This window comes from Pseudomonas sp. LBUM1658, from assembly GCF_059716055.1.
Genome location: NZ_CP166798.1, coordinates 2,018,457 through 2,033,782, shown reverse-complemented (window position 1 = coordinate 2,033,782; position 15,326 = coordinate 2,018,457). Strand labels below are relative to the sequence as shown.

General features: G+C 59.1%; 12 protein-coding genes. 9 read left to right on the top strand and 3 right to left on the bottom strand.

What is annotated here, in order from left to right; translation table 11 throughout:
* Positions 1 to 22: 22 nt before the first annotated feature.
* Both ACA064_RS09295 and ACA064_RS09290 read right to left on the bottom strand, forming a co-directional pair.
* Entirely contained in the window at positions 23 to 2,692 is a 2,670-nt protein-coding gene (locus ACA064_RS09295) for a winged helix-turn-helix domain-containing protein (protein ID WP_497673087.1), read from the bottom strand.
* Between the two features lie 177 nt (positions 2,693 to 2,869).
* Entirely contained in the window at positions 2,870 to 3,628 is a 759-nt protein-coding gene (locus ACA064_RS09290; RefSeq protein ID WP_497673086.1) for an SDR family NAD(P)-dependent oxidoreductase, read from the bottom strand.
* Between the two features lie 229 nt (positions 3,629 to 3,857).
* Here ACA064_RS09290 and ACA064_RS09285 point away from each other — a divergent pair, with 229 nt between their 5' ends.
* The 3 genes from ACA064_RS09285 to ACA064_RS09275 all read left to right on the top strand — a co-directional run bounded on the left by ACA064_RS09285 (position 3,858) and on the right by ACA064_RS09275 (position 6,287).
* On the top strand, positions 3,858 to 5,045 hold the full coding sequence (locus ACA064_RS09285; protein ID WP_497673085.1) for a thiolase C-terminal domain-containing protein: 1,188 nt from the start codon (positions 3,858 to 3,860) through the stop codon (positions 5,043 to 5,045).
* A gap of 47 nt (positions 5,046 to 5,092) precedes the next feature.
* Positions 5,093 to 5,347, top strand: a complete 255-nt coding sequence (locus tag ACA064_RS09280) for a hypothetical protein (RefSeq protein ID WP_497673084.1) — start codon at positions 5,093 to 5,095, stop codon at positions 5,345 to 5,347.
* Between the two features lie 133 nt (positions 5,348 to 5,480).
* Entirely contained in the window at positions 5,481 to 6,287 is an 807-nt protein-coding gene (locus tag ACA064_RS09275; RefSeq protein ID WP_497674205.1) for an MBL fold metallo-hydrolase, read from the top strand.
* A gap of 21 nt (positions 6,288 to 6,308) precedes the next feature.
* On the opposite strand, the gene ACA064_RS09270 is transcribed toward ACA064_RS09275, so the two are convergent.
* Positions 6,309 to 7,373, bottom strand: a complete 1,065-nt coding sequence (locus tag ACA064_RS09270) for an AraC family transcriptional regulator (protein ID WP_497673083.1) — start codon at positions 7,371 to 7,373, stop codon at positions 6,309 to 6,311.
* A gap of 186 nt (positions 7,374 to 7,559) precedes the next feature.
* On the opposite strand from ACA064_RS09270, the gene ACA064_RS09265 reads away from it, so the two are divergent.
* From ACA064_RS09265 to ACA064_RS09240, 6 genes are all read left to right on the top strand, one after another.
* Complete coding sequence (locus ACA064_RS09265; protein ID WP_497673082.1) at positions 7,560 to 8,576, top strand: AraC family transcriptional regulator; 1,017 nt, start codon at positions 7,560 to 7,562, stop codon at positions 8,574 to 8,576.
* Between the two features lie 198 nt (positions 8,577 to 8,774).
* Positions 8,775 to 10,223: a DUF1254 domain-containing protein gene (locus ACA064_RS09260; RefSeq protein ID WP_497673081.1), complete on the top strand. Its 1,449-nt coding sequence runs from the start codon at positions 8,775 to 8,777 to the stop codon at positions 10,221 to 10,223.
* 35 nt (positions 10,224 to 10,258) lie between these two features.
* A complete protein-coding gene (locus ACA064_RS09255) occupies positions 10,259 to 11,752 on the top strand; it encodes a DUF1254 domain-containing protein (protein WP_497673080.1) in 1,494 nt (497 codons plus the stop codon).
* A 41-nt stretch (positions 11,753 to 11,793) separates the two neighbouring features.
* Positions 11,794 to 12,189: a hypothetical protein gene (locus tag ACA064_RS09250; protein WP_497673079.1), complete on the top strand. Its 396-nt coding sequence runs from the start codon at positions 11,794 to 11,796 to the stop codon at positions 12,187 to 12,189.
* 175 nt (positions 12,190 to 12,364) lie between these two features.
* Complete coding sequence (locus tag ACA064_RS09245; protein ID WP_497673078.1) at positions 12,365 to 13,639, top strand: acyl-CoA dehydrogenase family protein; 1,275 nt, start codon at positions 12,365 to 12,367, stop codon at positions 13,637 to 13,639.
* A 113-nt stretch (positions 13,640 to 13,752) separates the two neighbouring features.
* Entirely contained in the window at positions 13,753 to 15,321 is a 1,569-nt protein-coding gene (locus tag ACA064_RS09240; RefSeq protein WP_497673077.1) for an AMP-binding protein, read from the top strand.
* Positions 15,322 to 15,326 lie beyond the last annotated feature (5 nt).

Below are 15,326 nucleotides of genomic sequence, written 5' to 3'. Positions count from 1 at the left end.
GGTAAACCCGGACGCATCACACTCAACCAGACGACTCAAGAATACCCAACATGTAGGCGCGGTCCACCACATGCCTGCGGGTGCCGGCATGAAATTTTCCGTACAGGTTTTTCAGATGCCACTTCACGGTTTCATCACCGACATTCAGTGCCAGGGCTATCTGTTTGTTCGTCAGGTTGCGTGCCAGCAACTGCAGCACTTCCCTCTCTTTGGGCGTCAGCAGTCGGCTGGGCGAAACGCCTGTAGCCATGGGCTCCTGCCGTCGAACAGGAACTGACGGGGTGGTTTCCTGCGCAAGCAATCGTACATCTTTGTTGTGGACCTTCTGCGCCCACGTGACGAGATCGGGATGGGTGTCCTGCAGGATACGCTGCAGGCCGTAGGTGTCGGCCAGGCTGACAGCTTCGAGCAAACAGGGCAGCCCTTCCCCGCCTGAATCTTTGAGCGCCAATGCCTTGAGCAACTTGACCTGAACGATTTCGCGACCACGCTGTAGATGCTCGGCAAGCTCGTTTGCCACGGCGAGCACGTTCAGCATGGCCTGCCAGTCGCGCTGGACGAGACAGACGTAGGCGTTGCTCAGCCCGGCCAACAGGGCCAGTTCCTGCCCCAGCAGACCGCATTGTTGGCGAGCGACGTCTGGCACCAGCGCATCCAGCCGTCTCCAGAGTGCCTGGCAAGAATCGCCTCGGCCATGCAGCGCATGGAGGCGGATTTGCTCACCCAGGGCCACCATGCAGAAACGTGCGATGCCCCGCTCCTCGCCAAGCGCGAACAATGCCGTCAGCAAGTCATGGCCGCGATGTGGCTGCCCTTGCAATACAGCCAGACGTGCCGCCGTGAGAAAACCCATCGCAATCGCATCCGGCGACGCCAACCGCTCGACGACATCCAGTCGATTGGCGAGTACTGTCGTGGCCTCCTGGATCTCACCGCGTTCCAGAAGCACCGTGGCCAGTCCACAAGCAAGCATCACCGCCACCGAACTGCGCCGGCCGATATCCTGTTCGGCGCGCAGCAAGCTTTTGCGAAAAGCATCCTCGGCAGGCGGCATACGCCCTTCGTACAAGTAGGTCATGCCCACGACCCACTCACCATACCCACGGATGCCATCGAGCCCCGGGGTCCACGTATAGTGCGGCGCGCGCTGAAAGATGCGTCGGGCTTTTTCCGGTTGCCCCTGGAACAACGTAATGCGGGCGACCAGATTGGCGACGATGGCTTGCAGCTTGATCGAACCGGAAGACAATTTGTCCATCCACGGAGCGAGCAGCGCCATTGATTCGTCTGGCTGGTCGGCAAAATAGGCTGCAGCGGTCGCTATCGCCGCCGCTTCGCAGCGCGTTTCGTCGTCCGCGGCCGGGTCCTGTTCAATACAGGCGATCAACCTCGCCGCTTCGATATGTCGCTCGCTCATCGCCAGAGCCCAGCCCGCCGCCAGGCATAAACGCGGACGGGACTCCACTTCCTCGGCAGGCAACTCTTCTACCCATTCCAGCACCCGGCTGAACTGGCCGCGCAGCATGACCTCGTAAAGGCATTGTTCGATCATCAGATAGCCCTTGCTGGCCTGCCCGGCCAGCAAGTATTGCCGCGCCGCCTCCTCGAAAAAGGCATTCGCTTCCAGCCAGTTCGCGGCCCGCTCATGAAGGGCCTTTCGTTGCGCCTGCGGGTAGTCGCGAAAACGACTCTGCAAAAACTCTCGGGCCAAGGGATGGAAGCGAACCCAGTCGCTGTCGACCCCTTCGGCGAAGATTGGCGTCGAAGCGCATAACTCATGCAGCATCTCCCCTGCCCGCTCACTGCCGGTAAGTGCAGCGCAGAGTGAAGGATGAATGACTTCCAGCAGGGAGAGGCAGGTAATGAATTCGATTTGTTCTACAGACAGGCGGGTGACCAACCTATCGACGAAATAACCCTGGATATCACCGGAACAGGCCGAGAGATCCTCGACGGCGGTTTCCAGATGGGCACTCTTCTCAATCGCCGAAATCGCCAGTTGCAACCCCAGCGGCCAACCTTCAGTGATTTCATGCAGGCGCAGGCACAGATCAGCGTCGATGCGTGTTCCGAAACGTGTGCTTAGCAATGCGACGGTCTCTTCGGCACGGAAGCGCAAGACATCCACGGCGATCCGGACATACAGCCCTCGGGCCAGAAGATCAGTGGTGTTAAGGCTCAGGCGACGACGCGATGACATGATGATGCGCAGGTTGGCCGGGGCATTGTGCAGCAGGTAAGTCAGGCAATGGCGGATGGTAGGCTCGGGCAATGCGTCCGCTTCATCAAGGATCATGACTGCCTCGCCGCCGAGGTCGGCCACTTCAGCCAGCCAGTGGGTCAGCCCTTCCAACTCGTCGCGACCACGGCCGGTGGATCCATCACTGGTACTTGCAAAGGACTGCCGGCCGCTGCCCAGAGCCATCGCCGCCGCCAGCCCTTGGGCAAGACGGCTGCCATCGTCACGCGCATCCAGGGTGAGCCACGCAACCACTGCCCCGCGCGACAAAAACTCCCGTCGCCATTGCGCCAGCAGCATTGTCTTGCCGAAGCCGGCCGGCCCTTGCACGCTGATCGCCACCTTGTCCGCCAGTTCGGGAGCATCAATGCTCAATCGATCGCGCAACTGCGCTCCCCTCTGGCTGCGCGGAGGGGTGGTCTTGAGCACCAGTTCAGGCTCTATGCGATCCACGTTGGCGATGCCTCTCTGCAATCCCGTGCACGGTATGAAAGAGACCGGGTATCGATGGTTGGCGCCATCAATACCCTACTCATTGGTTTGTTCCAGCGTATCGGCCTTGCGTATAGACGATAGCCCTGGAACGGCTAACACGGCTTCATTTTATAAAGCGGGCTTACGCCCTGGAACTCAATCCGGCAGCGCAAAGCCTGCGGTCAGCCCGCCGTCCACGGTGTGGCACGAACCATTGATATACGCAGCCTTGTCCGAGGCCAGCCATGTCACCAGGTTGGCGACATCTTCCGGTGTGCCCGCACGGCCACCTTGCGGAACCATAGCCTCCAACATGGCCTGCTCGTTCTTGCTGAGGTTGTCCTCGGTCATGGCGGTGCGGATGTAACCGGGGGCGATGGCGACGCTGCGAATGTTCTGCCGTCCATGCTCCAGCGCACAGGCCTTGGTCAGCCCGATAACACCATGCTTCGCGGCCGTGTAGTGCGGCAGGGTCGCCATGCCCACCAGGCCATCCACCGACGCCGTGTTGATGATAACCCCACCGCCGTTGGCCAACATGGCCGGAATCGCCGCCCTGGCGCAGAAGAAGACGCCGTTCAGATTGATGTCGATGACTCGGCGCCATTCGGCCACGGAGACGTCGGCCGTCCGCCCGCGAACCCCGCAGATGCCGGCATTGCTGAACAGCACGTCGACCCGCCCGAACTTGCTGACCGCGCTGTCCACCATGGCCTGACAGGCGGCTTCATCCGCGACATTGGTAGGAACAACGATCGCGTTGTTGCCAATCACTTCGAGGGTCTCTCGCAACCCTTTTTCATCGACGTCCGCCAGCACCAGGTGCGCGCCCAGGCGGGCGAACTGGATGGCTGAAGCACGACCTATGCCGTTGGCGGCGCCCGTAACGATGACAACCTTTCCGGTAAATTCCACGGTAAATCTCCTCACTCATGCCCGATGGGCTTTCTTGTTCACCGTCAAACTATCCCTCCACCTGCCCCCGGGCTTGTCCTTGCAAGCACAAGTCTTGTCCCAAGCAAGACGGACGCTGGATAAGGTCGATTTGTCCCTGCGTGCCTGACTTGTTATCAGCTTGCTCCCCTTGCAATTACAAACGTCGATCATTGTGGATACTGGCCATCACGTCGATGAAGGAGTCGCTATGAGTACCGATATTGTTATCGCCGGAGTAGGCATGGTGCCCTTCCGCAAACCGGGTCAATCGCAGAGCTACGATGTCATGGGCGAACAAGCCACACGGGCAGCGCTCAAGGATGCCGGCATCGACTATGCATTGATCGAGCAAGCCTTTTGCGGCTATGTCTACGCGGATAGCTGCGCAGGACAGACCGCTCTCTATCGGGTGGCTATCAGCGGCATCCCGATTTTCAACGTCAACAACAACTGCGCCAGTGGCTCTTCGGCGTTTGCCCTGGCGGTCCAGGCCGTCCGTGGACAGCAGGTCGAATGCGCACTGGCGCTTGGCTTCGAACAGATGCCCGCAGGCGCGATCGAGATGGTCTTCCCTGACAAGGTCAGCCCACTGGCGCGACACTCGGAGGTTATCGCCAACCTCATGAACCTGAGTGACGAGGAGCGCGGCACGCCGCCGGCGGTCTGCATGTTCGGCGCCCAGGTCGACGCCATGCTGGAGACGGGCGTGACCGAACAGACCCTGGCCGAGGTGTGCGTCAGATCCCGCGAGCACGCTGCCAATAATGAAAACGCCATTTTTCGCACGCCGTTGACAGTCAAAGAGATCCTGGCGACGAAACCGATCTTTCGCGGGCTGCGCAAAAACTTCGCCTGCCCACCAAGCTGTGGCGCCGCCGCGGTGATTGTCTGCACGCCTGAGTTTGCCCGCGCCCATGGCATCCGCGCTGACGTACGTCTCGTCGGTCAGGGCTGGTGCAGTGACCAGCGTAGTTATTTCGAAGGCAGCGTCATGGATGCCATGTTCCAGGCACTGAGCCGTGATGCGGCCAACAAGGCCTATGACGACGCCGGCATCGGTCCGTCGGATGTCGACGTCATCGAGTTGCACGACTGTTTTGCCAGCAATGAGTTGGCCACTTACGTCGCGTTGGGTCTGTGCAAGCAGGAAGAGTTGAATGATTTTGTAGCGTCCAGGCGCGGTACCTATGGCGGCCAATGGGTGATCAATCCTTCAGGCGGTCTGCTGGCGAAGGGACACCCGTTGGGTGCGACGGGGCTGGCCCAACTGACAGAACTGACCTGGCAGCTGCGCGGTCAGGCTGGCGCACGACAAGTCCCCGGGGCCAGAGTCGCGTTGCAGCACAACGGCGGACTGGGCAGCGCGGGATTCGTGCACATTCTCAAAAAATATTGAAGCCCGGGTTGATACCGGTCGGATCCTGGTAATAAGGAGAACTCATTTTGATAGCACTGCTGAAACTCCTGTGCATCGGCGTCTATGTTCTCGGCGTCGCAAGTGCCGTGGGCTTGCTACCCGCTGGGTGGTCATTCTGGCAAACGATTGCAGCAGTACTGCTGCTTGCGCATCTGCTTGAGATCATCGTCATGTTCAAGTACGTCAAGCGCTACCGGGGCTCGCTGGGTGCAAGTCTGGTCCTGACGCTGCTCTTTGGTTTTCTGCACTGGAAACCTTTGATGGTGAAACAGCGTCCGTGAAAATCAGGCGTGTCCATCTTCCGATGAGATTGCGCTGCGTCAATGTCATCGGTATGCGTTCGAAGAGGTACGGATTGTGAATTGCACGATTTCCACGCTGGACGGCAAGCGCCGCAAGCTAGACGGAGGGGTAATGTTCGGCAGCACCCCGCGCGAGTCCTGGGCCAGTTGGGTCAAGCCCGACCATGACAACCGGGTCGAACTGGCTTCTCGCGGGTTATTGGTGCAACAGAACGGGCGCAATATCCTCGTGCTGGCCGGTGTCGATGGTCTGTTGGCTCCGGCGCCACGAACCTGTCGCTGCCAGCCGGGCAGTCCTGGCCTGCTGGATTGCCTGAACCGGCATGGCTTGAATGAACACGACATCCATGTGGTGTTGCTGACTCATCTGCATGCGCAATTACCGGCCGACCTGAGTGCGATGATCAAGGACGGCGAGACACCTCGCTTGCTGTTTCCCGCGGCGCGCTACATCACCAGCAAACGTCACTGGACACGGGCACGGCAGCCCCATCCGCGCGATCGGGCGCTGTTTGTGGCGCAGATAGTGCGGCAATTGGAAAGCAGCGGTCGGCTGGATCTGATCGAAGGCCCCGACTGTGATCAGCTCGGTTCCGGTTGGCGCTTGCATGTCAGCGATGGCTACACCCCCGGGCAACTATTGCCGGAGATCGACTTGCCCGGCGGCCCGGTGATATTTGCCGGTGACCTGGTGCCGGGGCGGCAATGGTTGCAACTGGATGTGACCAGCGCCTACGACCGCAACCCCGAATCCTTGATCGACGAGAAAGAACGATTACTGGACTACCTGGTGGCCAGCGGTGGCCGACTGATTCTGCCGCGTGACCCCGAGGTCGCGATGGTCAGCGTCATGCGTGACCGGCAATCGCGTTACGTGCCATTCGACCCGTATCAGGTGCTCAATGGCTTCGACACTTGATCGCGATTACGCCCTGCCCTGTCAGCGCTCCAACCCGAGGCTCTGGCGATATTGGCTCGGTGCCATGCCAGTCCAGCGCTTGAAGGCACGGGTGAAATTGCTGACTTCGGAAAAGCCCAGGGAAAAGGCAGCCTCCGTCACCGACACCGAGCTGCGCGACATGAAGGCGAGTGCATTGGTGCGTCGTGTATGGTCGAGGATTTCCTGAAAACTGGTATCCCTGGCAGCGAGCTTCAATTGCAAACCACGGGTACTGATGTGCAGCCGCTCAGCCACTCGATCCTTGTTCAGCGAACGCGAGGACAATTCGCTGCTGACAATGGCCCGGACACGATTGACGATATCGCCCCGTTCAATGCGTTGAAGGTACTCCATCACCGTGCGGTCATGGCTCAAGGCAAGTTCCTCGTTGGCACCTGGCAGTCTCTTGTCCACCAGGTCGAGATTCATTGTCATCACGATCTCGGGGCGGCCGAATTCGACCTCGCATTGGAAGTACTCGGAAAAGACCTGTGCCATGCCTTCAGAGTCAGGTCGGATCAACTCGAGTTTGCTCAAACGAAATCGATTGCCGGAAATGGTCCGCAAAAGCGTAAAGATCAAGGCGATGTAGGCGTCGTGTGTTTCATGGCACACCTGCGCCCCCGGTACGCTTGAAGTGATGAGCAGGAACGTGTTGTTTCGCTCCTCTACGCGGATGTTGGCATTCTGCGAAATGACACGGTAAAGCGAACTCAGCCGTTGCGCGAAGTCCCGTATTGAAATGCTGGCCAGCAGGGCAAAGCCCATCGCATGGAGGTTGGCGGGACGCAAGGTTTCGCCGGCCCGCAGGCCGAAACACGGATCGCCTGTGGCCTGCACGGCCGCGGCATAGAGCTTTGCGATCGTTTGATTATCGATGCGCAACATCGGATCGGTGGTCGCTGGCAACATCACCCCGCAGGATAGAAAGACCTGATCCGCGCAAGCACCATGATTTTCGAGCGCTTCAGCAATCGCAATGGCATAGGCACCAATGATCGATGAACCACGGTTTTGAGTGTCCGGCGCAACGCCGTCTTTCAGCGTCCGATGCGCTTCACCCACATCGCAGTACTCATTGCTTATCGTCAATGTAAAAACCTCTGATTGTCCAACTCGGCAACGAGCGGTATTGCCTCGACTGACAGACCCCATTTTAGGCACCGGCGCAGGCGCCAATTTTGTTAATGCATGCCAAACATTTGTGATTGAATGCCATTTATGGCAGCCACCAGATCAAGGAGCAGTGGTATGACCCCGTACATGCGCGGTTGGGTGCTGCAGGGCTTCGCGAACCTGATAGAGGAACTGGGTGGCGATGCGGCGGGTTACGAGAAACGCTTTCAACTGCCGCTACAAGGGCTTGATCAAAGTGAAGTACCGATTCCTGGCTCAGCGCTGATCCGCTTGATGGAAGCTTGCGCCGACGACCTGCAATGCCCGGATTTCGGCATTCGCCTCGGTACGATGCAGGGTCGCGCTCCGCTCGGTCCGGTGATGCTGGCATTGACCCAATGCGCCACTGTAGGCGAGGCGATCGGGGCGGCTGCGCGGTTCATCAGCTTGCTGAACCCGGCCGTGGAACTGCAATGCCAGAGCATCGCCGCAGGGCTGCGTCTGACCTATCAGATCAAAGTGCCCAGAGTTGGCATCGCGCGCCAGTTTGAACAATGGTGCCTCATGGCGGGCGTCAATGTTTTTCAAATACTGGCCGGTGCCAATGCCCGGCCGCGGGGAATTTTCTTCACCCATGCCCCCTTGCAACCGAAGGATTTCTATTCCCGTACTTTTGGTTGTCCGTCGAAATTCTCACAAGCTACTTTCGGGCTCGAATTTTTTGCAAGTGATACTGCGCGCCCGATGGACGGCAACGATCCAGAGATGAAGGCCCTCGTCACCGACTATCTGGAGCGAATTGCAGACGCGTCCGGGCTCGACCTCGAACACCAGATGGATGCGCTGATTCGTAAACTTCTGCCGACCGGCCGTTGCACGCTCGACACCATCGCCAGCCATTACTTCGTCAGCGTTCGCACCCTGCAGCGGCGCCTGGATGATCAAGGGCTGGCATTCGAGAAGCAGGTGGACGATATCCGTCGTGAACGTGCGGCCTTGTATCTCAGTGATCCGACATTGCGAATTTCCCAAGTGGCGCTATTGCTCGGTTATGCCGAACAAAGCTCGCTATCACACGCGTTCAAGCGCTGGTATGGAATGTCGCCGAGTGCCTGGCGCCGCATCCAACCGGCCTTGCCTCAGGCTGTGTGACATCCAATCACAAATGTTTGTCGTGCATTAACAAACCATTGATGCGGAGCAGTTCTCAGAATAAGCCAGCCAAAATCGGTTGGATGACTTCGTCCGCATCAATGGAGAACAAGAAGAATGACATTGCCCCCAACGAGCCTTGCAGGAAGAGCTGGACGCAGACTTGAATCGTCCCTCTTCATCGTGCTCGGTTTACTCGTGGCTTCTACGGCAGTTGCCCAGACCTACAAGACCGAAATCCCGCCTTCGATCGTGACCCCCGACACCCTCGAGACACGGCTCGGTACCCTGCGCTTCACCGACGGTTTTCCAGACGATGCGACGGTGCAGAAGGTCTACGACAACCTCGACTTCCAGCGCGGCGTGCAGGCGTTCATCTCGACGATTCCCGCTGCATCGCAGGTGGCAATGCGTAGAGGGATCAGGTCGCTCGGTCCAGACAACGGAACCCTGTTCATCACCGAGACCCTGATGGACTCCAGATCGCTATTCCTGACGGGCAACAGCGAAAGTGTCTATGTGTCGGGATGGATCGATCTGAAGAACGGGCCGGTCGTGATCGAAAGCCCACCCAATACCCTCGGCTTCGTCGATGACTTCTGGTACCGCTACGTCACTGACCTCGGTAATGCCGGTCCCGACAAGGGCCAGGGCGGCAAGTACCTGTTACTCCCTCCAGACTACGAGGGGGAAGTGCCGCAGGGTTACCACGTATTCAAATCTCGCACCTTCAACAACTGGTTCGCCAGCCGTGGTTTTGTGGTGAACGGTGACCCGAAACCTGCGGTCGAGAGCTTCAAGAAGCAGTTGCGCATCTATCCGCTGGCGCAGGCCGCCAATCCACCGGCGACCACCTTCGTCAACATCTCCGGCAAAACGATCAACACCATCCATTCGATGGACTTCTCGTTCTTCGAAGAGGTCAACGAGGTGGTGCAGGAGGAGCCGAACTCGGCGCTCGATCCTGAGACGCTCGGACTGCTCGCCGCCATCGGCATCGAAAAAGGCAAGCCATTCGCGCCTGACGCGCGGATGAAGAAAATTCTCACCGAAGCGGCGTCGGTCGGCGGCGCTACTGCGCGCGCAATCGCCACCAGGCCCCGTTCGCAGGATGCCTATCACTACCCGAACAGTGCCTGGCGCAAGCTGTTCGCCGGCGGTGACTATCAATTCCTGCAAGACGACGTCCGCCAGCTCGACGCCCGCTTGTTCTACTTCTTCTATGCCACCGTCAATACCCCCGCGCTGGTCAGGAAGATGATCGGTGTCGGCTCGCAATACGCGGCGGCATTTGTCGACGCAAAAGGCCAGCCACTCGACGGGGCCAAGAACTACCGGCTGCACCTGCCGCCGAACATCCCGGCGAAAAACTTCTGGTCAGTCGTGCTCTACGACAATCAGACACGCTCGATGCTGCAGACCGACCAGCAGTTCCCGAGCATCGGCAGTCAGCGCAAAGGCATCGTGATCAACCCCGATACCTCGGTAGACCTGTACTTCGGTCCCAAGCCGCCACCCGGCAAGGAAAGCAACTGGGTGCAAACCCTTCCCGGCAAAGGCTGGAACACCCTCTTCCGCCTCTACGGCCCGCTCGATGCCTGGTTCGACAAGACCTGGCAACCGGGTGAAATCGAAGAGATCAAGTGACCCTTTTGGCGCGGACAAATGTAAGGAATAAATTGATGAACATCAGACTTGCGATGCTGATGCTGCTCGGTGCCTCCACGGTGTCGTCGGCATTCGCCCAGAACTACAAAACGGACATCCCGCCTTCGATCGTGACACCCAATAACCTCGAGACGCGGCTCGGCCCCCTGAGGTTCACCGACGGTTTCCCGGACGAGGCGACGGTGCAGAAGGTCTACGACAACCTCGACTTCCAGCGCGGCGTGCAGGCATTCCTCACGGCCATGCCGGCGGCTTCGTTGTCGGCGATACGCAAGGGCATCACCGAGTTCGGACCGGCCAACCAGACCGTTGCGCTGTTTGAGAACCTGATGGATGCCAAGTCGCTGTTCCTGACGGGCAACAGCGAAAGCATCTACGGCTGGGCCTGGATCGACCTCAAGGACGGACCGATCGTCATCGAAAGCCCACCCAACACCCTCAGCATCATTGACGACTTCTGGTTCCGTTACGTCGGCGACCTCGGCAACGCCGGACCCGACAAGGGCAAGGGTGGCAAGTACTTGCTGCTGCCGCCGGGGTACGACGGCCCCGTGCCGGAAGGCTACTTCGTGTTCAGGTCACCGACCTTCGGCAATGTGTTCATCACCCGGGCGTTTCAGGTCAATGGCGACCCGAAACCTGGCGTCGAGAACATCCAGCAGCACCTGCGTATCTATCCGCTGGCGCAGGCCGCTAAGCCGCCGGCGACGACCTTCGTCAATGTCTCGGGCAAGGCGTTCAATACCATCCACGCCATGGACATCAACTTCTTCGACGAGGTCAACGAAGTGGTGCAGGAAGAGCCAAACGCGGCGATGGACCCGGAAACGCTCGGCCTGTTGGCCGCCATCGGTATCGAGAAGGGCAAACCGTTCGTGCCTGACACCCGAATGAAGAAGATTCTCACCGAGGCTGCAGCCGTCGGCAGCGCCACGGCACGCACTCTCACGTTCCGCGCGCGCATCAAGGATTCGTATTTCTATCCGAACAGCGCCTGGGGTACGCCCTTCATCGGTGGCAGCCATCGCTACGAGCGTGACGGCGTTCGCTTGCTCGACGCACGCACGTACTTCTACTTCTACGCCACCGGCAACACACCGGCGATGATCGCCAAAATGGTGGGCGTCGGGTCGCAATACGCGACCGCATTCGTAGACGCCAATCAGCAGCCTCTTGATGGAGCCAAGACCTACCGGCTGCACCTGCCGGCCAATATTCCGGCGAAGAACTTCTGGTCGATCGTGCTCTACGACAATCAGACGCGCTCGATGCTGCAGACCGATCAGCAGTTCCCGAGTATCGGCAGCCAGCGCAAAGGCATCGTGATCAACCCCGATACCTCGGTGGACCTGTACTTCGGCCCTAAGGCGCCGCCCGGCAAGGAAAGCAACTGGGTTCAAACCACGCCGGGCAAAGGCTGGAACACGGTGCTTCGTCTCTACGGGCCACTTGAGCCGTGGTTCAACAAGACCTGGCGGCCAGGCGAGATCGAGGAAGTGAAACCATGACTCCAGCGCTACTCAAACGACTGGGTTGAGGGAAACGCAACATGCCAAACAATTACACCAATGGTCTGTTCAAATCCGCCGCTTGCTTCAACGTACTCGCAGGTCTTCCATTGCTGGTGGCTATGCGTCCGGTCGCCGATCTAATGGGACTGGAAATCACGCCGACGTCTGCCCTGTTTATTCAGATCACCATGGCCCTGGTGGTCATGTTCGGTTGGGTGTACTGGATGATCAGCGTCGATCCAGTGCGCTATCGCCCGTACATCCTGCTCGGGGTGCTCCTGAAACCCCTGTTTGTGATCCTCATTTTTGGCCATTGGTTGGCAGGCAGTATCCCCTGGCCGTTACCGGCCTTGGCATCGGTGGACATTCTCTACGCAGCGTTATTTTGGCGCTACTTGAGCAACACCCGATTTGCGGTGGCTAATCGCATCTAGCAGATCCCCCTCCCGAGTTAATCAGATCATCAGCGGTGGCCTGCTTCACCGACTTATCGAGCCCCCTTAAATAAGGGTCACAGGGACAAGTGCTGTGCCCGATTCGATAAGTCGGCGTTTTCGTTACGGATTACTCTCGGTCAATCGGTTGGAACAATAACAAGAGGAATTATCGATGTTCGATCTGGAGAAAATTGTCGAGCCTGTGCTGGGCCTTTGCGGTCTGGAAAGTGACTTGACGGAAGAAGAACGGGCCATTCAGGAAGTGGCGCACAGCTTCGCCAAGAACGTCATGCGCCCGATCGGCGCTGAGCTGGACAAAATGACTGCCGAGGAAGTGGTTGCGCCGGGCTCTCCCCTGTTCGACTACATGCGTCAGGTGCACGAATCCGGACTGCTCGATCTCGGCGCGCTGGCGGCGATGGACAGCCAGCAGAAGTCGCGCATCATGCCGATCATCTTTGAAGAGCTCGGCTGGGGCGATTCGGGGCTGGCTATCGCCACGTTGGCCTCCTCTTTCCCGGCATATGCAGCGCACAACAGCGGCAACCCGGAAATCATCGAGCGATTCGGCGCACTCCCTGGCTGCTGGCTCGCGACCCAGCCCGACCGCGGCAGCGATATCGTCGACATCGATGCCGACCTGGTCCAGCGTGGCAACAAACAATCGCGCGGCAATCTTTATGCACGAGTCGTCGGCGATGAAGTGATCATTCAAGGCCAGTCCTCTGCTTGGGTGTCGTATGCGCCACTGGCCCAGACTGCGCTGGCCTACATCCCTTGCGACTACGGCAATGGCCTGGAGCATGAAAATGGCGCTGGGCTGAATCACATCGCCATCCTCATCCCGCTCGACCTGCCGGGTGTCTCGAAGGGCAAACCGCTGGAAAAACTTGGCCAGCGCGCCCTGCCCCAGGGTGAGATCTATTTCAATGAAGTCCGAGTGCCGAGGAAATATGCGCTCGCCGAGGGTGAAGCGGCCATCACCAGCTTCTTCGGCGCCTTGACGTTCGGCAACATGGAAATGGCGGCGACCTTCACTGGCGTGGCCCGCGCAGCCTTCGAGCATGCGCTGGCGTATGTTCACGAGCGCAAGCAAGGCGGCACACCGATCATCAACCATCAGAGCGTGCAGCTGCGGACCTTCGATTTGTGGCAGAAAGTCGAGCTCTCACGTGCGATTGCCCATCGCGTGTTCGCCTACAACTACAGCGAAAAAGGCCCTCACCTGCTGGCGTCGATTACCAGCAAGACCTACGTCACCGAGACCGCCTTCCAGGTCGCCAGTGAAGCGCTGCAATTGTTCGGTGGTAATGGCCTGACCAAGGAGTATCCAATCGAGAAACTTATGCGCGACGCACGGGCATCGATGATCGAGGATGGCGAAACCAACGTGCTCAAGCTCAAGGGGATGCGCTGGCTGAGCCGCGCCTACCAACGCGCCAACTGATTCCCTAACGCCCCAATCAACCACATTCCCGGGCTGCCAGATGCGGCCCGAGGATAACGCTGTGTCGGAAAAACCAGTCGTTGTGGAAACCTGTTTAATGGAGTGCATTTGCCATGCGGATCATCGATCACTTCGATAACGCCGTTCGTTTTTACCCGCACAATCTGGCCTTCGTCGACGTTGGCAACGATGCCAGCGCAGTGACCTATGCCCAGGCGGCTCCAGTGACGCAAGCCATTGCCGGCGCGATCGCCCATAACGGGTTCAGTGCCGGTGGCCATGTCGGCGTTTTGGCTCCCAATAGCACTGTCGCCTTCCTGGCGCTGCTGGGCGTGTTCCGCGCACGTTGCGTCTGGCTGCCGGTCAATCCGCGCAACACGGTGGCGGCCAATGTGGATTTGTTCAATGACTTCGAGGGCGAGCTGCTGCTGTTCCATAGCACCTACGCCAATGAGGCAGCGCAACTGAAGGAGCGTTGCCCCGGCCTTCGGCAGCTCGTTTGCATCGACGGCGATTGCGGCGTGGGGACTTCCCTCGCGACCTGGTCGCAAGGTGCACCGGCGAGCTACATCCCGGCCGTGGGAACGGGCAGCCTGGACGATACCTTTGCCTTGTACCCCACGGGTGGTACGACCGGAAAGTCAAAGGGAGTGATGATTACCCATCGCAACATCCATACCTTCTTCAGCAACTTCTACGCGCACTTCGATTATCACGACAGCACGTGCCATCTGGTGGTGGCGCCCATGACCCACACCGCCGGCCTCACCGGGTGTCTGCACTTCGCGCGTGGCGGGACCAACGCGATCATGGCCGCCGCCGTCCCTGAAGCGGTTGCCGACGCGATTGAACAATACAAGGTCACCCATCTATTCCTGCCGCCGACCGTGCTGTACATGCTGCTGGCGTTGCCTGATATCCGCCAGCGGGACTATAGCTCGCTGAAGCATTTCCTGGTCGGCGCTGCGCCGACGTCACTGGAGAAACTGAAGGAAGCCGTGCAGGTGTTCGGCCCGGTCATGTCCGAGGCATTTGGTCAGTCCGAAGCACCGGCGGCGATTACCGCCAAAGCGCCCTGGGACTACATCGGCGCGGACGGCACGATCAATGAAGCACGCCTGCAATCCATTGGCCGGCCCTGCGTACTCAATACCGTCGCCATCCTGAATGACGAAGGTGAGGAAGTCGCGCGCGGTGACGCAGGTGAAATTTGCATCCGCGGCGATCTGGTAACACCGGGCTATTACAAGAATCCCCAGGCAACTGCCGAAGTCCGTCAACAAGGCTGGCACCACACCGGTGACGTCGGGGTCATGGCCGAGGACGGCTATATCACCATTGTCGACCGCAAGAAGGACATGATCATCACCGGTGGATTCAACGTTTATCCGAACGAAATCGAACAGGTACTGACAACCCACGAAGCCGTTCAGGACTGCTCCGTGATCGGAATTCCTGATGACAAATGGGGTGAAGCGGTGAAGGCGATTGTCCAGCTCAAGCCTGGCAAGAGTTGCACGGATGACGACCTGATTGCGCTGGTCAAGGAACGGTTGGGGAGCGTCAAGACCCCGAAGAGCGTCGATTTCATCGAGCAATTGCCACGCAGCCCGGCGGGCAAAGTGCTGAAAACCGAACTGCGTAAAGCGTATTGGCAGGGTAAGACCAGGGCTGTGCACTGAGCATT